This is a genomic window from Bartonella sp. TT119HLJHH, assembly GCF_042193385.1.
Lineage (GTDB): Bacteria > Pseudomonadota > Alphaproteobacteria > Rhizobiales > Rhizobiaceae > Bartonella.
The window spans coordinates 100,320-119,307 of sequence record NZ_JBHILS010000007.1 but is presented as its reverse complement, the minus strand read 5'-3'; the positions used below and the strand labels follow the sequence as shown (position 1 = coordinate 119,307).

Sequence of the window (18,988 nt, the reverse complement as noted above, 5' to 3'; positions counted from 1 at the left end):
ACAGAAAAAGAACAACAGCTCCTTCACGAGATGATAGAGACCTATCAAGGCTTAAAGATGATGTCACGCATCATGAAATTGATAGCCTTTATTGTCTTTATGTTTGTAATAGATTTTTCCCGTTGCGTGGACGCCATAGAGAATAGCTTCTCACATCTTAAAACAGTGGTTTTCAAAGAATTGAAGAACAGAATACTTGACTGGCTTGCTTTGATCGATGATGTAACAAATCCTTTTTAATAATATCCATAAAAGTTCTATTTCTTGCTTTTGCATTCCCAATAACAGCATTTGGAGATATAACTTGTACAAATGCATTACCCATAGAAAGACTTCCCTGATAACATTTTCCTTCTTGAGAAAAAACTTCTATGAAATGATTTGTATCAAGCAATGTATATGCAAAATCATCATCTATTTCAGCTATTAAATATAAATATATCTCATTAACACCATATGTTTTAAGGACTCTGGCATAATTACTTAATTGTGCAACGCCTGAATTTTTGTAATCTGCCGTGGGTTTTTTTAATTCTATTAAGACAACACGTTTTTTTTCTTCAGAGTCGAAATAGATAGCTATATCAGGTCGGCTACATAATTCTGTTTTTTTTCTTCCAGAATTAATAGATAACGAATCAACGTTTGAAAGAAATTCTTGTATTGTTTTCTCACTTTGTAAATAGTTATAACTCATAAATTTATCATCAATTATCCATAAATTATTTTCTTTTAATGGCAAAGGAGAAAGTTTATCAGCTGTTTTTCCTTGGTGAATAAATAAATTATGAATGTCTTTTTCTAAAGTTTTTGGTGTTAATAATTTAGAGAATTGATTCAAAATATCATCTCGGAACTGAATGTATTGTGTTAATTCTAAACTAGCAAATTTTTGTGCTTTTTGTAAATTTTCTTTTGGCTTTCCTTTGCCTTCATGAAGAGTTTTTCTGAATGCTAGTTTTCTTTTTGAATATTTTTTTTCCGCGTTTTCAATAAATGAATCTTCTTTGAAGACGCCCCCAATGACATCTTTTGTGTCTAGAAAGTCTACTAAATAAGGATATTCTTCAGCAATTTTTTTGAGAAGAGTACTCTTTTTTTCTTTAATTTCTGGAAATCGGATATTAATTATTTCATCTAAAATTATCTCTAGTTTTTGATTAATATTCTCCCAAGTCAGTCGGGTTTCTAAGTCAGGATCTTTTTTATTAATCTCAAAATCATTCCGTTCGTCGTTAACATACTCATCCAAAACAGACGATTCTAATAAAAATATCATCATCACATTATTTATTGGATTGATATTCATAAACTTTGAAAAAGGCATAACAGTACGATTATTAGCACAATAGTAAGCCTCTATTTTAGTATTAGAATTTTTATTCTCTTCAAAATAATAAGAAAGGGTAAAGGGAATATTTAAAGGACCAATTTTTAGAGTTTTATTTTCTAAGTAAGGTAAATCTTGCGTATTGATTGTTTTTTTCTTTAAGCTTTCTACGTCTTCTAAATTTTTTACATCCCTTAAGTTATTTACATCTTCTAAATTTTCTACATTATGTACATAAAAGTTAATTCGGATATTTTCATCTTTCTTTAAAAAAAGTAAAGGAAGAAGATGATAATAAATTTCATTATGAACTAGGTTTATATCTAACACATTTTGTTTATAAGGTCTTTCAAAATATAAATGTGTATTCCACCATTTATATTTTTGGCCATTTTCTTTTTTAAAAGAATCTTGTGTAAACTGTGGAGTGAAATTTAGTGAAATTTGAGCATTATGCTCATCTTTGCTAAAACTAACAATTTTAACTTCCTCGAATATTTTCAAGTAAGTAATACGTCCAACCCCTTTACATCCTTCTCGAATTTTATAATCACTTTTATAGGTAGAGAAAGATTTGATATTCTCTTTTGTAAATCCATCTCCATTGTCAAAAACGCTTATAGAAAAAACTGGTTGATTCCCCCACAAATCTACATTGCCATGAAGTTGGAATAAAATATCAATTTGTGTTGCATGAGCTTGTATAGAGTTAACGATAGATTCCTTAAGAACTGTAACGATATTCGTTTCTGAAGAAAGATCGCGGATTATAGCATTAAGATTGACAAGCATGGGTAAACCAATATGTTTTATTTATATATCTCTTTGTAATATTTAAATTTTATGATGATATTAAACGCACTGTTCCTGATGAAAATTAATAACTTCTTATCGTAATAGATGAAAATTAATAACTTCTTATCGTAATAGATATTGTATATGCTTGATAATGGTTTTTATATAGAGGTATTGGACAAGATCTCCACACACTAAAAATAATGACTAACCAAAATTTGAAAAATTTTATTAGAATCAGAAGAAATATTTCTTCTCTAACAGGACTTTCTAGATGCTTACATCCTTTGGTAAAATTTTACGGAAACTTCGCATTGATCGCTCAGAACGTCTCTTAGATATAGCTAAGAAATTAGACATATCTGTAGCATTTTTATCTTTTGTATAGATTAGCAAAAAATCTGTTTCTGTAGGACTGGAGGAAAAGATAGTTGAACTCTATGCCTTAGATCAAGAGGTAGCAGAAATTTTGAGAAGAGAATCGGATGCTTGTCGCAAAAGCATCATAATAAAGCCTTCTACTCCGTTGCAACGTGAAACTGTTGTTGCATTTATGAGACTTTTAGATGGCTCACATCAAGAAGCGTTAGCAGACTTCAAAGAAACATTAGAAACATTGTGCGAAGCGTGCTTTATAAAGAAATGTTAGAAAATCCTATACCCTCACTTTTATTTACGCATTCCTCATCTTTAAAAAATATATGAAGAATCAATAACTGAATAGGAATATAAAGCTATATGGTGGGCGATGAGAGACTCGAACTCCCGACATCCTCGGTGTAAACGAGGCGCTCTACCAGCTGAGCTAATCGCCCAATGCAATGATCAGCAATTGAATGGAGACTCTTTAAGGAAAAATTTTTCTAAACGCAAGAATAAAGATGGTATTTGATAATTTTTTTTAAAAATGCATAATCCTTCTTGACATAAACGCATGAACCCCTTACACGACCGCTTGTACCAAATTAAATTGGTTCGAAAAAAATGCGCGGGTGTAGCTCAGTTGGTTAGAGTGCTGGCCTGTCACGCCGGAGGTCGCGGGTTCGAGCCCCGTCACTCGCGCCATTTCGTAATTCTTTATGAAATTTCCTTTTTAAAATATCCATATGCTATGAGTGATGTGGTGGAGTATTTGATTGGGGAATAAATATGTTTTTTCTTTCTTTTTATATGGTTTATAAGAATAGGGCTTGCGTCTTTCTTTGCTCTGCGTTACCTATGCCGATAAGAAAAGTATCGCTCTGTATGTCTTTGAAGCAGTATAAATAGAGTTAATAGAGCAATTGTTAAATTTGTCTGTTTGGTCTCGCAATATTGAATCATTGTGTTAAACTCAGGCATTTCGTTACGATGGAAGAGGGTTATGGCTTATTTATTGAGCTCTTATTTACCAGTCTTGATTTTCATTATTGTGTCAGCGGTTATTGCTGGAGTTTTGTTGATTACACCTTACATTGTAGCATATCGTTCCCCCGATCCTGAAAAATTATCGGCTTATGAATGTGGGTTTAATTCATTTAGTGATGCGCGCATGAAGTTTGATATTCGTTTTTATTTGGTATCAATTTTATTTATTATTTTTGATCTTGAAGTTGCTTTTCTTTTTCCTTGGGCCGTTTCATTCGAATCAATAGGTATGTTTGGCTTTTGGTCGATGATTGTGTTTTTAGCAATTTTGACTATTGGATTCATATATGAATGGAAAAAAGGAGCTCTTGAATGGAATTAAGATCTAATAATTCAACGATTACAGCTCCAAAGCCAAAAGGAATCATTGATCCCAATACTGGAGAGTTGATAGGATCTGATGATAAGTTTTTTCGTGATATCAATGCTGAATTATCAGATAAGGGGTTTTTAGTTACCTCGGCAGATGCTTTGATTACTTGGGCACGTACCGGTTCTTTAATGTGGATGAGTTTTGGTTTGGCTTGTTGTGCTATCGAAATGATGCAATGCTCAATGCCTCATTACGATAATGAGCGTTTTGGATATGCACCACGAGCTTCACCCCGTCAGTCAGATGTAATGGTAGTTGCTGGTACGCTCACAAATAAGATGGCGCCTGCTTTAAGAAAAGTGTACGATCAGATGCCAGAGCCACGTTATGTGATTTCTATGGGATCATGTGCAAACGGTGGGGGATATTATCATTATTCCTATTCAGTAGTGCGGGGATGTGATCGTATCGTGCCTGTTGATATATATGTCCCAGGGTGTCCACCTACAGCAGAGGCATTATTATACGGCATATTGTTGCTACAGAAAAAAATCCGTCGTACCGGATCCATAGAGCGATAGAGAGTTTTCTTGTCATGGTGGATGAAACATTGGTTGAGCTTGCTGCTTATTTGGAAAACAAATTAAAAAATAAGCTTGAAGAGACAGTTCTTGCTTTTGGTGAATTGACCATTGTGGCACGTCTTGATGCAATTATCGATGTCTTAATGTTTGTTCGTGATGATTCTCGCTGTCAATTTGTTAATCTTACAGATATTAGTGGTGTGGATTATCCTTCTCGCGATAAGCGCTTTGATGTTTCTTACCAATTGTTATCTCCTCGTGAGAATTTACGCTTACGTGTAAAAGTTCGTACAGATGAAAATACTCCTGTTGCTTCAGCTTGTACGGTTTATCCTGGCGCAGAGTGGTATGAACGTGAAACGTATGATATGTATGGGATTTTATTTTCAGGACATCCGGATTTGAGACGAATTTTAACAGATTATGGGTTTGAGGGATATCCTTTACGCAAAGACTTTCCAGTGACAGGATTTGTTGAATGCCGTTATGATAATGAAGCAAAGAGGGTGATTTATGAGCCGGTTGTTTTGCGCCAAGAGATGCGTAATTTTGATTTTCTTTCTCCTTGGGAAGGAGGACAGTATGCTTTGCCACGTGATGGAAAAGCAGATGAAAAAAAATAATATTGGTTTTGATAAGGCATTATATTAGAGTACTGTATTTCTTAAATAATTAAATATTTTTTAGCGTGATAGATTTTTTGATATTTGATATGAAGTTTTTTAAAAAGCAAGGGGTTGATTGTGGCTGAGGTCAATGTTCGAAACTTTAATATCAATTTTGGTCCGCAGCATCCTGCCGCGCATGGGGTTTTGCGCATGGTTCTGGAGCTGGACGGTGAAGTTGTTGAGCGTGTAGATCCACATATTGGGTTGTTGCACCGCGGTACTGAAAAATTAATGGAAACAAAGACTTATCTCCAAGCTGGTCCTTATCTAGATCGTTTGGATTATGTTGCTCCTATGAATCAGGAACATGCTTTTGTTCTTGCTATTGAAAAGTTATTAGATATAAAAGTTCCTAAAAGAGGGCAATTAATACGTGTTTTGTTTTCTGAAATTGGGCGTATTCTTAATCATTTGCTTAATGTAACGACACAGGCAATGGATGTTGGTGCTTTAACACCACCGCTTTGGGGATTTGAGCAACGTGAAAGATTGATGATTTTTTATGAGCGTGCCTGTGGTGCTCGTCTTCATGCAAATTATTTTCGTCCTGGTGGCGTGCATCAAGATTTACCAGAATCTTTAGTTGAAGATATTGGTGATTTTATTGATCCATTTCTTGTTTCTCTCGGAAAACTTGATGCGCTTGTGACCCCAAATCGGATTTTTAAGCAGCGTAATGTGGATATTGGCGTTGTAAGTATTGATGAAGCTTGGGTACGCGGTTTTTCTGGGGTTATGATTCGTGGAGCTGGTGTTCCGTGGGATTTGCGTAAAAGTCAGCCTTATGAATGTTACGATGAAATGGAATTCGATATTCCTGTAGGTAAAAATAGCGATTGTTATGATCGCTATCTTATTCGTATGGAAGAAATGCGTCAATCAGCGAAAATCATGCGCCAATGTGTGGAGCGTTTACTGAGTACTGAAAAAAATGGACCGGTTTCGAGCTTGGATCGCAAAATTGTACCACCGAAGCGGAGCGAAATGAAAAGCTCGATGGAAGCACTGATTCATCACTTTAAACTCTATACGGAAGGTTTTCATACACCTCCTGGAGAAGTATATGTTGCTGTGGAAGCTCCGAAGGGTGAGTTTGGTGTTTATCTTGTTTCTGATGGAACCAATAAGCCTTATCGTGTCAAGTTGCGTGCTCCTGGGTTTGCTCATCTCCAAGCTATGGATTTTTTAACCAGAGGTCATATGTTGGCGGATGCTACAGCTATTTTGGGTTCGATTGATATTGTTTTTGGGGAGGTTGATCGCTAATGTCCGTACGCCGTCTTGCAGATGATGTTTATCAGCCTGCTGAGTTTTCTTTTACAAAAGAAAATCAGATATGGGTAAAAAATACTATAAAAAAATATCCTGTCGGGCGTGAGCAATCGGCTGTAATTCCATTATTAATGCGTGCTCAAGAACAAGATGGTTGGGTGACACGTGCTGCGATTGAGCATATTGCTCAGATTCTTTCCATGGCTTATATTCGTGTTCTGGAAGTTGCTACTTTTTATACTCAGTTTCAGCTTAAGCCTGTTGGAACAAAAGCGCATATTCAAGTTTGTGGTACAACGCCTTGTATGTTACGTGGTTCTGATGAATTGATTAAAGTTTGTCAGAAAAAAATTCATCATGAACCTTTTGCGACCAATCAGGATGGAACCTTATCATGGGAAGAGGTGGAGTGTCTTGGTGCTTGTGTTAATGCTCCGATGGTTATGATTTTTAAAGATACTTATGAAGATCTTACGGCTGAACGGCTTGAAGAAATTATTGATGCATTTGAAGCAGGTAAAGGTTCTAAGATAGCGGTTGGTCCGCAAAATAGTCGTAAATCGTCGGAACCGATTAGTGGTTTAACTTCTCTTATTGATGATGAGAAAGAAAAAAAGATCTCTCAAGTCTTCACCAAAAAAGGATAAGGAAAGAATGGGAACATAATTAAGTATTTTTCTTGAAAAAATATTTCATTATTCTACCCATGATGGCAACATTTAACGAAAAGTAAGAAGTCTTGAAAAGATATTTAAAAATTGCATTTGAGGAAAAGCGGAAAATGCTATGGGTAATAGAAAAAAAGGTGGGGTATGCTAGCTGATAAAGATCGTATCTTCACCAATATTTATGGCTTAAAAGACAAATCATTAAAGGCTGCGATGTTGCGTGGGCATTGGAATGGTCTGAAAGAGATGATTGACAAAGGTCGTGATTGGATCATTGACGAAGTGAAGGCATCGGGTTTACGCGGTCGTGGTGGTGCTGGTTTTCCTACTGGAATGAAGTGGTCCTTTATGCCAAAGCAGAATGATGGGCGTCCTCATTATTTGGTTGTCAATGCCGATGAATCTGAACCTGGAACTTGTAAAGACCGTGATATTTTACGTCATGACCCCCATACTTTGATTGAAGGATGTGCAATCGCTACTTTTGCTATGGGAGCCAATGTTGCTTTTATTTATATTCGTGGTGAATATATTCGTGAACGTGAAGCACTTCAAGCTGCCGTTGATGAGTGCTATGATGCGGGTTTACTTGGCAAAAAAACGAAATATGGGCATGCTTGTGATATTGTTATTCATCATGGAGCTGGTGCTTATATTTGTGGTGAAGAAACGGCTCTTCTTGAAAGTCTTGAAGGAAAAAAGGGACAACCTCGGCTTAAGCCACCATTTCCTGCCAATATGGGGGTTTATGGCTGTCCAACAACAGTAAATAATGTAGAGTCTATTGCCGTTGTTCCAACGATTTTGCGGCGGGGTGCTTCGTGGTTTTCATCAATCGGACGAGCAAATAATGTTGGAACGAAATTATTTATGGTTTCAGGGCATGTTAATGCACCTTGTACATTTGAAGACGCTCTTGGTATTTCATTCCGTGAATTAATTGAAAAACATACGGGGGGGATTCGTGGTGGATGGAATAATCTTTTAGCAGTTATTCCAGGGGGGGCTTCTTGTCCAGTCGTTCGTGGTGAGGATATGATCGATGCGATCATGGATTTTGATGGGATGAGAGATGTCGGGTCTTCTTTTGGCACAGGGGGAATGATTGTTATGGATAAATCAACCGATATTATCAAGGCAATTTGGCGTATAGCTGCTTTTTTCAAGCACGAGAGTTGTGGTCAGTGTACACCGTGTCGTGAGGGGACGGGGTGGATGATGCGTCTTTTAGGGCGTATGGTTGAGGGAAGAGCGCAAAAACGCGAGATTGATCTTTTGTTTGAAGTGTCTAAACAGGTTGAAGGACACACTATTTGTGCGCTTGGTGATGCTGCAGCATGGCCTGTACAGGGGTTGATACGTAATTTTCGTCCGGAAATCGAGCGTAGAATTGATGAATACACGCGAAATGTCGTCCAAAGCAAAAATATTGCTTTAGAAGCGGTTTAATAAAGGATTTTGTTCTAAGAGCAACCGAATGCAAATTTAAAGTGGTTTATCCGCAGGTTGGATGGGTGATGATAAATATCAAAGTTGATGGCAAAGAGATTGAAGTTCCTGATTACTATACGCTGCTTCAGGCAGCTGAGGCGGCTGGGGCAGAAGTTCCACGTTTTTGTTTTCATGAATCTTTGTCAATTGCTGGAAATTGTCGTATGTGTTTGGTTGAGGTTAAGGGCGGTCCTCCAAAACCTCAGGCTTCTTGTGCTATGGGGGTTCGTGATTTACGATTAGGTCCTAACGGTGAAGCACCTGAAATTTTTACCAATACGGCGATGGTAAAAAAAGCACGTGAAGGTGTTATGGAATTTCTTCTCATTAATCATCCTTTGGATTGTCCAGTGTGTGATCAAGGGGGAGAGTGTGATCTTCAAGATCAAGCAATGCTTTATGGACGAGATTGTTCTCGTTATACAGAAAATAAACGTGCCGTAGAAGATAAATATATTGGACCACTTGTCAAAACTGTTATGACACGGTGTATTCATTGTACACGGTGTGTTCGTTTTACAACGGAAGTTGCAGGTATTTCTGAGCTTGGTTTGATCGGTCGTGGTGAAGATGCTGAAATTACGACGTATCTTGAAAAATCTATGACATCTGAATTACAGGGAAATGTTATTGATCTTTGTCCAGTGGGAGCTTTAACTTCAAAACCTTATGCGTTTCATGCCCGTCCGTGGGAATTGGTCAAAACAGAATCGATTGATGTGATGGATGCGCTTGGTAGTGCTATCCGTATTGATAGCCGCGGTCGTGAAGTTATGCGGATTATGCCGCGTACGAATGAAGATGTAAATGAGGAATGGATTTCTGATAAAACGCGTTTTATTTGGGATGGATTACGGACCCAGCGGCTTGATAGACCCTATGTACGTAAAGACGGAAGACTTCAACCTACCAGTTGGACAGAAGCTTTTGCAAAAATTAAAATGGTGATCTCTAAAATTTTGCCAGAAAAAATTGGAGCAATTGCGGGGGATCTTGCTTCTGTTGAAGAAATGTATGCCCTTAAAGCATTGCTGAGCTCGTTGGGTTCAACGCTTTTTGATTGTCGTCAAAGAGGGGGTGCTTTATCGCCTGAGTTTGGGCGTTCGAGTTATATTTTTAATCCTACAATTGCGGGTATTGAACAGGCTGATGCTCTGCTTATTGTGGGATCTAATCCACGTCATGAAGCTGCTGTTTTAAATGCGCGTATTTTAAAGCGTCAACGGATGGGAAATTTTCCTATTGCATTAATTGGGGAAAAAGTCGATTTACGTTATCCTTATTCTTATCTTGGATCTGATAGCGATACATTAACGACACTTATTCGTGGAGAGAATGTTTTTTTTAATGTCTTAAAAGAAGCAAAGAGGCCCCTTATTCTTATTGGAGAGGGAGCAATTTCAGGAAATGAAGGTTTATCTGTTTTAAAAAACCTTGCTAAATTAGCGGATGATATTGGTGCTCTTAGTGAGACATGGAATGGATTTGGGGTTCTTCATAATGCTGCTTCGACTGTTGGAGGACTGGACATAGGCTTTACTTCTAAACTTGGGGTTGCCAATATACTTAAAACCTGTGAAGTTTTATTTTTACTTGGTGCTGATGAAGTAGAATTAGCCGATACAAAAGCTTTTACAGTTTATATTGGGAGCCATGGTGATAATGGTGCGCATGCTGCTGATGTTATTTTGCCTGCATCTGCTTATACTGAAAAATCAGGGCTTTATGTGAATACAGAAGGGCGTGTTCAAATGACAAATCGGGCTGGTTTTGCTCCAGGGGAAGCAAAAGAAGATTGGGCTATTTTGCGGGCTTTATCAGATATTTTAGGACAAAGGCTTCCTTTTGATTCTCTTTCTCAATTAAGACAATGCTTGTTTAATGATTATCCACATCTTTGTGCCGTTGATGATATACTACCTTCTGATATAAGTGATCTTAAGGCGCTTGGTTCAAAAATGGTTTCTCTCGAGAGTCAAACATTTACTTCTATGGTTAAAGACTTTTATTTGACAAATCCGATAGCACGTGCTTCTGCCGTTATGGCTGAATGTTCGTCTCTTGCAAAAAACCGTGTTATGCAAACTATAGAGTAAGGGCAAAGGAAAAGGAATAATGATGTATGATTTCTTTATGACTTGGCTGTTGCCATTACTTATTATCGTTGGAAAAACACTGCTTCTTTTAGTCGTTCTTTTGATCTTAGTTGCTTATCTTCTTTACGCAGATAGAAAGATTTGGGCTGCGGTACAATTGCGTCGTGGACCAAATGTTGTTGGTCCATGGGGATTGCTACAGTCTTTTGCGGATTTAATTAAATTTGTTGTGAAAGAACCTATTATCCCTGCAGGTGCAAATAAGGGTGTTTTTCTTTTGGCTCCTTTTGTTTCAGCGACACTTGCTTTATCAACTTGGGCTGTTATTCCTGTCAATGAGGGTTGGGAGGTTGCGAAGATTAATGTTGGCTTGCTTTATATTTTAGCCATTTCATCTCTTGAAGTTTATGGTGTTATTATGGGGGGATGGGCATCAAATTCAAAATATCCTTTCTTAGGAGCTCTTCGTTCGGCAGCACAGATGGTTTCTTATGAAGTTTCCATTGGTTTTGTACTTGTGACCGTTATTTTAGTGAGTGGTTCGTTGGATCTTACAACAATTGTTCTTAAACAAAGTCATGGTTTTGGTACAACTCTTGGTCTTCCTTTTAACAGTTTTCTCGATTGGAATTGGTTGGTCCTTTTTCCAATGTTTATTATATTTTTTATTTCTGCGCTTGCAGAGACAAACCGTCCTCCATTCGATTTGGTGGAAGCAGAATCTGAACTTGTGGCTGGTCATATGGTAGAATATTCTTCAACACCTTACATGCTCTTCTTTCTTGGTGAATATGTTGCTATTGTTTTAATGTGCGCATTAACAACCATTTTATTTTTAGGCGGTTGGCTTCCTCCCTTAGATGTTTGGTGGCTTAATTGGGTTCCTGGTATCATTTGGTTTGTTTTAAAAGTCTGTTTTGTATTTTTTTGGTTTGCTATGGTTAAAGCATTTGTTCCACGTTATCGCTACGATCAGCTCATGCGGCTTGGTTGGAAGGTTTTTCTTCCTCTCTCACTAGCAATGGTTGTGATAACTGCTGCTTTTTTAAAGTTTATGGATTTCGTTTAAGAGGAGATTTTACGATGTCAGGTTTCATTCAGGCGGCAAAATCACTTCTTCTATTGGAATTTGTGAGTGCTTTTTTCTTAGCTATGCGTCAATTTTTTTCACCAAAGCCCACGATTAATTATCCTTATGAAAAAGGTTTTGTATCTCAGCGTTTTCGCGGTGAGCACGCATTGCGTCGCTATCCAAATGGTGAAGAACGGTGTATTGCTTGTAAATTATGTGAAGCGATTTGTCCTGCTCAAGCAATTACAATTGAAGCTGGACCACGGCGCAATGATGGTACACGTAGAACTGTCCGTTATGATATAGACATGGTTAAATGTATTTATTGTGGTTTTTGTCAAGAAGCCTGTCCGGTTGAGGCTATTGTAGAAGGTCCAAATTTTGAGTTTGCGACGGAAACACGTGAAGAACTTTATTATGATAAAGAAAAGCTTTTATTGAATGGAGATCGCTGGGAGCGAGAAATTGCTCGAAATATATTGATGGATGCGCCTTATCGTTAAGTGTATCGTTAAATGAGGTGTCGGATATTTTTCCGATAAATTGTAATCTGGTATGAAGTTTATACCAATTGTTTGAATAATTAAGGAGAAGCCTATGCTAACAGATCTAGCGGCGGCATTTTTCTATTTGTTTGCTTTTATTATGCTAACAAGTGCAGTTATTGTTATTACAGCACGCAATCCAGTGCATTCTGTTTTGTTTTTAATCCTCGCATTTTTTAATGCAGCAGCTTTGTTTTTACTTGCAGGAGCAGAGTTTTTGGGGCTTATTCTGCTTGTTGTTTATGTTGGAGCTGTCGCTGTTTTATTTTTATTTGTCGTTATGATGCTTGATGTTGATTTTGCTGAGTTAAAGAGTGGAACTCTTCGGTATGCTCCGATTGGGGCTCTTATTGGCATTATTATCGCTGTAGAATTGATTGTTGTTTTTATGAGTAGCTATTTTTCTCCAGTCTTGAGAACACATGTTACGCAACCTATGCCAGATTTAGCGCAGCGAACAAATACACAAGCATTAGGTGATATTCTCTATACGGATTATGTTTTCTATTTTCAAATTGCTGGAATGATTTTATTGGTTGCAATGATTGGAGCTATTGTTTTAACACTTCGTCATAAATTAGGAGTAAAGCGGCAATCTATTGCGGAACAAGTTTCTAGAACGGTAGAAAGTGCCATTGAAATCAAACAAGTTGAATCAGGCAAAGGTATTTAAGGGGGGCTATGTAGATGTATATTGATATTACTCATTATCTCACTGTTTCTGCTTTGATGTTTACAATTGGTATTGCTGGAATTTTTCTCAACAGAAAAAACGTGATTATTATCTTGATGTCCATTGAGCTTATGTTGCTTTCAGTTAATCTCAATTTTGTTGCATTTTCAGCTTTTCTTCATGATCTCGTTGGTCAGGTATTCGCTTTATTTGTCTTAACTGTAGCAGCTGCTGAAGCTGCCATTGGTTTAGCAATTCTTGTCGTTTTTTTCCGTAATCGTGGTTCCATTGCGGTTGAAGATGTTAATGTAATGAAAGGCTAACCAGTGATGTATTATACGATTGTATTTCTTCCTCTTTTGGGTTTTCTCATTGCTGCATTAGGTGGGAAAACGATAGGAGATCGTGCGAGTGAATTGATAACATGTAGCTTTATGGTGATTGTTGCCATATTGTCGTGGGTAGCCTTTTTCAGAATTGCACTTGGTCATATTCCAGCGATTGATATATTGGTATTACATTGGATAACTGTTGGTGACTTAAGCTTTAACTGGGCTTTACATGTTGATACATTAACAGCTGTCATGCTTATTGTTGTAAACAGTGTTTCGGCATTGGTGCATATTTATTCAATTGGTTATATGCACCATGATCCTTCAAGGTCCCGTTTTTTTTCTTATCTTTCTTTGTTTACATTTATGATGCTTATGTTGGTGACCTCCAATAATTTGATCCAAATGTTTTTTGGATGGGAAGGTGTAGGACTTGCTTCTTATCTCTTAATTGGTTTTTGGTTTCAGCGCGATTCTGCTAATAAGGCTGCAATGAAAGCTTTTGTGGTCAATCGTGTTGGAGATTTTGGTTTTCTCTTAGGAATCTTTAGTATTTTTGTTTTGTTTCAATCGGTTGATTTTGCCTCTATTTTTGCAAAAGCTGCAAACAATAGCTTTATACAAAATATGACATTTTTAGGTTGGCAGTTTGATGGGCAGACGGCAATTACCATTACATGTCTGTTATTATTTATTGGTGCGATGGGAAAATCGGCACAATTTCTTTTACACACTTGGCTGCCTGATGCAATGGAAGGGCCAACCCCTGTATCAGCGCTTATTCATGCCGCCACAATGGTAACTGCTGGTGTTTTTATGGTTGCGCGTATGTCACCAATTTTTGAACTTTCTTCGTTAGCTTTGACCGTGATTATTATTGTTGGAGCAACAACGGCGTTTTTTGCCGCAACTGTGGGGTTGGTGCAGAATGATATTAAGCGCGTTATTGCTTATTCTACATGCTCTCAACTTGGTTATATGTTTGTTGCATTAGGCGTTGGAGCTTATGGCGCTGCTGTCTTTCATCTTTTTACGCATGCTTTTTTTAAAGCCTTATTGTTTCTTGGTGCGGGCTCTGTCATTCATGCTGTATCTGATGAACAAGATATGCGAAAAATGGGCGGGTTACGCAAACATATAAAAGTCACCTATTGGATGATGATGGTAGGAACAATTGCATTAACCGGTGTTGGAATTCCAGGAACATTTTTCGGGACTGCTGGTTTTTTCTCAAAAGATGCGATTATAGAGTCTGCTTTTGCATCCCATAATATTGCTTCAGGGTATGCTTTTTATCTTCTGGTTTTTGCAGCCTTATTAACAAGCTTTTATTCATGGCGACTTATCTTTATGACATTTCATGGTAAGCCGCGGGCAACTGTTGATGTTATGCATCATGTACACGAATCGCCTCCAGTGATGTTAATTCCTCTCTTTATTTTATCTATTGGAGCAATGTTTGCTGGTGTTATTTTCCAACCTTATTTTTTTGGTGATTTATACGATACTTTTTGGAAGGGAGCATTGTTTACAAGCAGCCACAATCACATTCTTCATGATGCCCACCATGTTTTTAATTGGGTAAAATGGTCGCCTTTTGTAGCAATGGTTCTTGGATTTATGTTGGCCTATTTATTCTATATTGTGGCTCCTTCTCTTCCCAAGAAAATGGCGCGTATTATGCCAAGAGTGTATCACTTTCTTTACCAAAAATGGTATTTCGATCAATTATATAACTTTTTATTTGTTCGTCCTACCTTTAGAATTGGTTCTTTTCTTTGGAAAATAGGAGACGGTAAAATTATTGATGGTCTAGGTCCGAATGGTATTGCAGCACGTGTTGTTGATATTACAAATAGAGTTGTTCGAATACAGACAGGCTATCTTTATCACTATGCATTTGCGATGCTTATAGGTGTTGCATTGCTCATTACATGGATGATGATTGGGGGCGTAAACCAATGATCGATTGGCCTATTCTTTCTACGGTTACATTTTTGCCGCTTGTTGGTGTGCTTCTGATTTTATTTATCAAAGATGATAGTGAAGCAGCTCGCAATAATATACGTAATGTTGCATTTTTTACGACTATATTTGTTTTTATTATTTCTTTAATTATTTGGATAGGATTTGATTCTACCAACCCAAATTTTCAAATGGTTGAAAAGTTCAATTGGTTAGGGAATGGTATTAGCTATCATATGGGGGTTGATGGCATTTCTATTCTTTTTGTTGTTCTCTCGGCTTTTCTTTTGCCTTTTTGTATTTTAGCAAGTTGGGTGAATGTTAAGGAGAGATTAAAAGCCTATATGATTGCTTTTCTGCTTCTTGAAGTTGCGATTATTGGAGTCTTTTGTGCTCTTGACGCAATATTATTTTATGTTTTTTTTGAAGGCAGCCTTATTCCAATGTTTATCATTATCGGTGTGTGGGGTGGAGCACGTCGTGTTTATGCAAGTATTAAGTTTTTCTTATACACTTTACTTGGTTCAGTGCTTATGTTGGTTGCTCTTATGGCTATGTACTGGGAGGCTGGAACACTTGATATACCGACTTTACTAAATTATCAGTTTCCTGCTCATATGCAAATATGGTTATGGCTTGCATTTTTTGCTTCTTTTGCTGTTAAAATGCCGATGTGGCCAGTTCATACATGGCTTCCTGATGCTCACGTAGAAGCACCGACAGCGGGTTCTGTTATTTTAGCGGGTGTCTTACTCAAATTAGGTGGGTATGGTTTTCTTCGTTTTTCTTTACCAATGTTTCCTATAGCTTCAGCAGATTTTGCACCTTTGGTTTTCATATTATCGCTTATTGCTATTATTTATACGTCGTTGGTTGCACTTGTTCAAAGTGACATCAAAAAACTTATTGCTTATTCTTCAATAGCGCATATGGGGTATGTGACAATGGGCATTTTTGCTGCGAATGAGCAAGGGATACAAGGGGCTATTTATCAGATGCTCTCACATGGAATTGTTTCAGCAGCTTTATTTCTTTGTGTTGGGGTTATCTATGATCGTTTGCATACACGTGAAATTGCAGCTTTTGGTGGTTTAGTGAATAACATGCCCAAATATGCTGTTGTTTTTTTGATCTTCACTATGGCGAATGTTGGTTTACCCGGGAGTTCAGGGTTTTTGGGTGAATTTTTAACCTTAATAGGTGTTTTTCAAGTAAATAAATTGGTTGTTGTTTTAGCAACAACGGGTGTTATTTTATCGGCAGCCTATGCCCTTTATCTTTATCGGCGTGTGGTTTTTGGTTCCTTGGATAAAGAGAATTTAAAAGTATTAATAGATCTTTCTTTAAGAGAAAAATTCCTTCTTTATCCAATGGTTATTCTTACAATATTCTTTGGTATCTATCCAACGCCTATTCTTAAGGCAATGGCGTTTTCCGTAGAAACCCTCATCCATAAACTGCACTAGATAAGGGAAGAATGCACATGCAAACTGAAATAATAGCGCAATTAGTCTTAATTCTTCCAGAGCTTTTAATTGCATTAGGAGCTGTCGTGCTGCTTATGATTGGTGTTTATTCCAATACACGTGCTTCTTTAACAGTGACAGGTTTAACCATAGCACTTCTTGTGGCAACCATTATTATCCTTATAGTTTTTCCGAAAAATGGTTCATTTCAAACCAATGCGCTCGTTATCGATTCCTTTAGTCGTTATATGAAAATTTTAATGCTTATTGGTGCACTCTTTTCTCTTATCATGTCTGTTAGTTTTGCAAATGCACAAAAGTTGGATATATTTGAATTTCCAGTGCTTGTTCTTTTCGCAACTCTTGGAATGATGTTTATGATTTCAGCGGGTAATATGCTGTCGCTTTATATGGGCTTAGAACTGCAATCTTTAGCTTTATATGTTTTAGCAGCGATTAATCGTAATAATGTAAAATCTTCTGAATCTGGTATAAAATACTTTGTTTTAGGAGCATTATCTTCAGGGTTGCTGCTTTATGGTATTTCTTTACTTTATGGTTTTACCGGTCAAATTGGTTTTCACGAAATTGCTCTTGCTTTAAAAGGTAAAAATGTACAATTGGGGGTCATTTTTGGAATTGTCTTTATTTTAGCTGGTTTGGCTTTCAAAATTTCTGCTGTTCCATTTCATATGTGGACACCGGATGTTTATGAAGGAGCACCAACACCGATTACAGCATTTTTTGCTGGTGCCCCTAAAGTTGCAGCAATGGCTTTAATCATCCGTATTATTGTGATGACCTTTATTCCTCTAGGGCATGTTGATAACGTGATGCCTGCATGGCAACAAATTTTGGTCTTCATGGCGATTGCATCAATGATACTTGGTGCATTTGCTGCAATTGGTCAAAATAATATTAAGCGCTTAATGGCTTATTCGTCGATCAGTCATATGGGCTATGCACTTGTTGGTTTATCTGCTGGAGATATGCTAGGAATAAAAAGTGTTATTCTTTATATGACGATTTATCTTGGAATGACGATTGGCTCATTTGCTTTTATTCTTGGAATGCGCTCTCAGAATGGCAATGTTGAAAATATTTACGATCTTTCAGGGTTAGCAAAGACAAATCCGTTTATGGCTATTGTTATGACAATACAGCTTTTCTCTTTAGCCAGTATACCACCTATGGCTGGTTTTTTTGGGAAGTGGTATACATTTTCTGCTGCTGTCCATGCTGGTCTGACGTCACTTGCAGTCGTTGGGATGATAGCATCTGTCGTTGGAGCTTTTTACTATTTACGAGTCATTAAAATTATGTGGTTTGATGATGCAAAAGTGCATTTTGTTGCTTTATCGAAAGAGCTTCAATTTTGTCTTGGTCTTTCTGCATTCTTTATTTTATTTTACGCGCTTTTTGGGGTTTGGTTCGTTGAGTTAGCAGAAAAAGCAGCAGCAGCATTGTTTTAATGAATATGGTTTATACTTTATCAGATTTTGCACAAAAACAGGGATATACTGTTGAAGCGTACGATAGTGTTGATTCAACAAATCTCATTGCGCAACGAAAAGCGCAAACTGGTCATCAAGGTAATCTTTGGATTGTTGCACAAGAACAATCACTGGGAAGAGCGAGAAGAGGGAGGACTTGGTCTAGTCCAAAAGGGAACCTTTATTCTAGTCTTTTATTAATTGATGGTATTGTTCATCAAACTGCGGCTCAACTTGGTTTTGTTGCTGGAGTAAGTGTGGCAGAGGCAATAAAACAATTGATAAAAGAGGAAAAGCAGACAAACAATATTGTGAGCTTAAAATGGCCAAACGATATTTTGCTCAGAGGAGAAAAAAGCTCTGGAGTTTTGCTTGAGATTTTACAATTATCATCACAACAATATGCCTTGGTTATTGGTATTGGAATAAATGTGAAATATAATTATGAAGATGCACCTTATTCCACTTCAAGCTTAAAGAATATCGGTTTGCATATTGATGCAGAACAATTATTTACGGTTTTGACGGAGTGTTTTTCTAAAAATTACCTTCTTTGGAAACAATTAGGAGGATGTGAAATAATCCGAAAAAAATGGCTTTTATATTCCGCTCACCTTGGGAAACATGTCAAAGTGGTGAATGATGAAAAAGTCATTGAGGGTATTTTTGATGGTCTTGATAGTGATTTTAACTGCATCATAAAGCAAAAAGACGGTCAGACAGCCATTATAACAGCTGGGGATGTTCATTTTGGTTTGGCTGATTCTGTTAATGCAGGCCGTTATTGAAGAATTATTTTATCATCAAATACCTTAATG

General features: G+C 37.1%; 15 protein-coding genes, 2 tRNA genes and 2 pseudogenes. 17 read left to right on the top strand and 2 right to left on the bottom strand.

Features of this window, described 5'->3' with window-relative positions; genetic code table 11:
• Positions 1–172: 172 nt before the first annotated feature.
• Entirely contained in the window at positions 173–2,122 is a 1,950-nt protein-coding gene (locus ACFIJL_RS05535) for an ATP-binding protein (RefSeq protein ID WP_375623287.1), read from the bottom strand.
• Between the two features lie 277 nt (positions 2,123–2,399).
• Between ACFIJL_RS05535 and ACFIJL_RS05530 the strand changes: the two are divergent.
• Positions 2,400–2,774, top strand: a pseudogene (locus ACFIJL_RS05530) (XRE family transcriptional regulator).
• Positions 2,775–2,864: 90 nt separating this feature from the next.
• On the opposite strand, the gene ACFIJL_RS05525 reads toward ACFIJL_RS05530, so the two are convergent.
• A tRNA-Val gene (locus tag ACFIJL_RS05525) sits at positions 2,865–2,940 on the bottom strand.
• A 173-nt stretch (positions 2,941–3,113) separates the two neighbouring features.
• Here ACFIJL_RS05525 and ACFIJL_RS05520 point away from each other — a divergent pair.
• From ACFIJL_RS05520 to ACFIJL_RS05445, 16 genes and pseudogenes are all read left to right on the top strand, one after another.
• A tRNA-Asp gene (locus ACFIJL_RS05520) sits at positions 3,114–3,190 on the top strand.
• A gap of 298 nt (positions 3,191–3,488) precedes the next feature.
• The gene (locus ACFIJL_RS05515) at positions 3,489–3,854 is read left to right on the top strand and encodes an NADH-quinone oxidoreductase subunit A (RefSeq protein ID WP_005773599.1); all 366 of its coding nucleotides are present in this window, start codon (positions 3,489–3,491) and stop codon (positions 3,852–3,854) included.
• Entirely contained in the window at positions 3,845–4,426 is a 582-nt protein-coding gene (locus tag ACFIJL_RS05510; protein ID WP_039758600.1) for an NADH-quinone oxidoreductase subunit B family protein, read from the top strand. Before ACFIJL_RS05515 ends, ACFIJL_RS05510 begins: the two co-directional genes overlap by 10 nt.
• A gap of 14 nt (positions 4,427–4,440) precedes the next feature.
• Positions 4,441–5,052: an NADH-quinone oxidoreductase subunit C gene (locus ACFIJL_RS05505; RefSeq protein ID WP_375623284.1), complete on the top strand. Its 612-nt coding sequence runs from the start codon at positions 4,441–4,443 to the stop codon at positions 5,050–5,052.
• A 120-nt stretch (positions 5,053–5,172) separates the two neighbouring features.
• Complete coding sequence (locus ACFIJL_RS05500) at positions 5,173–6,363, top strand: NADH-quinone oxidoreductase subunit D (RefSeq protein WP_375623282.1); 1,191 nt, start codon at positions 5,173–5,175, stop codon at positions 6,361–6,363.
• Positions 6,363–7,035, top strand: a pseudogene (gene nuoE, locus ACFIJL_RS05495) (NADH-quinone oxidoreductase subunit NuoE). The gene ACFIJL_RS05500 and the pseudogene nuoE overlap by 1 nt, the downstream one beginning before the upstream one ends.
• 146 nt (positions 7,036–7,181) lie before the next feature.
• Positions 7,182–8,486 (top strand): NADH-quinone oxidoreductase subunit NuoF, encoded by a 1,305-nt coding sequence (gene nuoF / locus ACFIJL_RS05490; RefSeq protein ID WP_375623280.1) that lies wholly within the window; start codon positions 7,182–7,184, stop codon positions 8,484–8,486.
• Positions 8,487–8,554: 68 nt separating this feature from the next.
• A complete protein-coding gene (gene nuoG / locus ACFIJL_RS05485) occupies positions 8,555–10,624 on the top strand; it encodes an NADH-quinone oxidoreductase subunit NuoG (protein WP_375623278.1) in 2,070 nt (689 codons plus the stop codon).
• A 22-nt stretch (positions 10,625–10,646) separates the two neighbouring features.
• Positions 10,647–11,693, top strand: a complete 1,047-nt coding sequence (gene nuoH / locus ACFIJL_RS05480; protein WP_375623295.1) for an NADH-quinone oxidoreductase subunit NuoH — start codon at positions 10,647–10,649, stop codon at positions 11,691–11,693.
• A gap of 14 nt (positions 11,694–11,707) precedes the next feature.
• Complete coding sequence (gene nuoI, locus ACFIJL_RS05475; RefSeq protein ID WP_273723184.1) at positions 11,708–12,199, top strand: NADH-quinone oxidoreductase subunit NuoI; 492 nt, start codon at positions 11,708–11,710, stop codon at positions 12,197–12,199.
• 94 nt (positions 12,200–12,293) lie between these two features.
• A complete protein-coding gene (locus tag ACFIJL_RS05470) occupies positions 12,294–12,914 on the top strand; it encodes an NADH-quinone oxidoreductase subunit J (RefSeq protein ID WP_375623275.1) in 621 nt (206 codons plus the stop codon).
• A 14-nt stretch (positions 12,915–12,928) separates the two neighbouring features.
• Positions 12,929–13,237, top strand: coding sequence for an NADH-quinone oxidoreductase subunit NuoK (gene nuoK / locus ACFIJL_RS05465; RefSeq protein ID WP_375623273.1), 309 nt, complete (start codon positions 12,929–12,931; stop codon positions 13,235–13,237).
• Positions 13,238–13,243: 6 nt separating this feature from the next.
• Complete coding sequence (nuoL, locus tag ACFIJL_RS05460; RefSeq protein WP_375623293.1) at positions 13,244–15,211, top strand: NADH-quinone oxidoreductase subunit L; 1,968 nt, start codon at positions 13,244–13,246, stop codon at positions 15,209–15,211.
• Positions 15,208–16,677: an NADH-quinone oxidoreductase subunit M gene (locus ACFIJL_RS05455; protein ID WP_375623291.1), complete on the top strand. Its 1,470-nt coding sequence runs from the start codon at positions 15,208–15,210 to the stop codon at positions 16,675–16,677. Before nuoL ends, ACFIJL_RS05455 begins: the two co-directional genes overlap by 4 nt.
• A gap of 17 nt (positions 16,678–16,694) precedes the next feature.
• Positions 16,695–18,149, top strand: a complete 1,455-nt coding sequence (gene nuoN / locus ACFIJL_RS05450; protein WP_375623271.1) for an NADH-quinone oxidoreductase subunit NuoN — start codon at positions 16,695–16,697, stop codon at positions 18,147–18,149.
• Positions 18,149–18,958 (top strand): biotin--[acetyl-CoA-carboxylase] ligase, encoded by an 810-nt coding sequence (locus tag ACFIJL_RS05445; protein WP_375623269.1) that lies wholly within the window; start codon positions 18,149–18,151, stop codon positions 18,956–18,958. Before nuoN ends, ACFIJL_RS05445 begins: the two co-directional genes overlap by 1 nt.
• Positions 18,959–18,988: the final 30 nt, after the last annotated feature.

Coding starts and splice junctions, on each gene's coding strand:
- ACFIJL_RS05455 (WP_375623291.1), top strand. CDS start 15,208: ATGATCGATTGGCCTATTCTTTCTACGGTTACATTTTTGCCGCTTGTT.
- nuoK (WP_375623273.1), top strand. CDS start 12,929: ATGTATATTGATATTACTCATTATCTCACTGTTTCTGCTTTGATGTTT.
- ACFIJL_RS05470 (WP_375623275.1), top strand. CDS start 12,294: ATGCTAACAGATCTAGCGGCGGCATTTTTCTATTTGTTTGCTTTTATT.
- nuoF (WP_375623280.1), top strand. CDS start 7,182: ATGCTAGCTGATAAAGATCGTATCTTCACCAATATTTATGGCTTAAAA.
- nuoN (WP_375623271.1), top strand. CDS start 16,695: ATGCAAACTGAAATAATAGCGCAATTAGTCTTAATTCTTCCAGAGCTT.
- ACFIJL_RS05505 (WP_375623284.1), top strand. CDS start 4,441: ATGGTGGATGAAACATTGGTTGAGCTTGCTGCTTATTTGGAAAACAAA.
- nuoI (WP_273723184.1), top strand. CDS start 11,708: ATGTCAGGTTTCATTCAGGCGGCAAAATCACTTCTTCTATTGGAATTT.
- nuoG (WP_375623278.1), top strand. CDS start 8,555: ATGATAAATATCAAAGTTGATGGCAAAGAGATTGAAGTTCCTGATTAC.
- ACFIJL_RS05510 (WP_039758600.1), top strand. CDS start 3,845: ATGGAATTAAGATCTAATAATTCAACGATTACAGCTCCAAAGCCAAAA.
- ACFIJL_RS05535 (WP_375623287.1), bottom strand. CDS start 2,122: ATGCTTGTCAATCTTAATGCTATAATCCGCGATCTTTCTTCAGAAACG.
- nuoL (WP_375623293.1), top strand. CDS start 13,244: ATGTATTATACGATTGTATTTCTTCCTCTTTTGGGTTTTCTCATTGCT.
- ACFIJL_RS05445 (WP_375623269.1), top strand. CDS start 18,149: ATGAATATGGTTTATACTTTATCAGATTTTGCACAAAAACAGGGATAT.
- nuoH (WP_375623295.1), top strand. CDS start 10,647: ATGTATGATTTCTTTATGACTTGGCTGTTGCCATTACTTATTATCGTT.
- ACFIJL_RS05515 (WP_005773599.1), top strand. CDS start 3,489: ATGGCTTATTTATTGAGCTCTTATTTACCAGTCTTGATTTTCATTATT.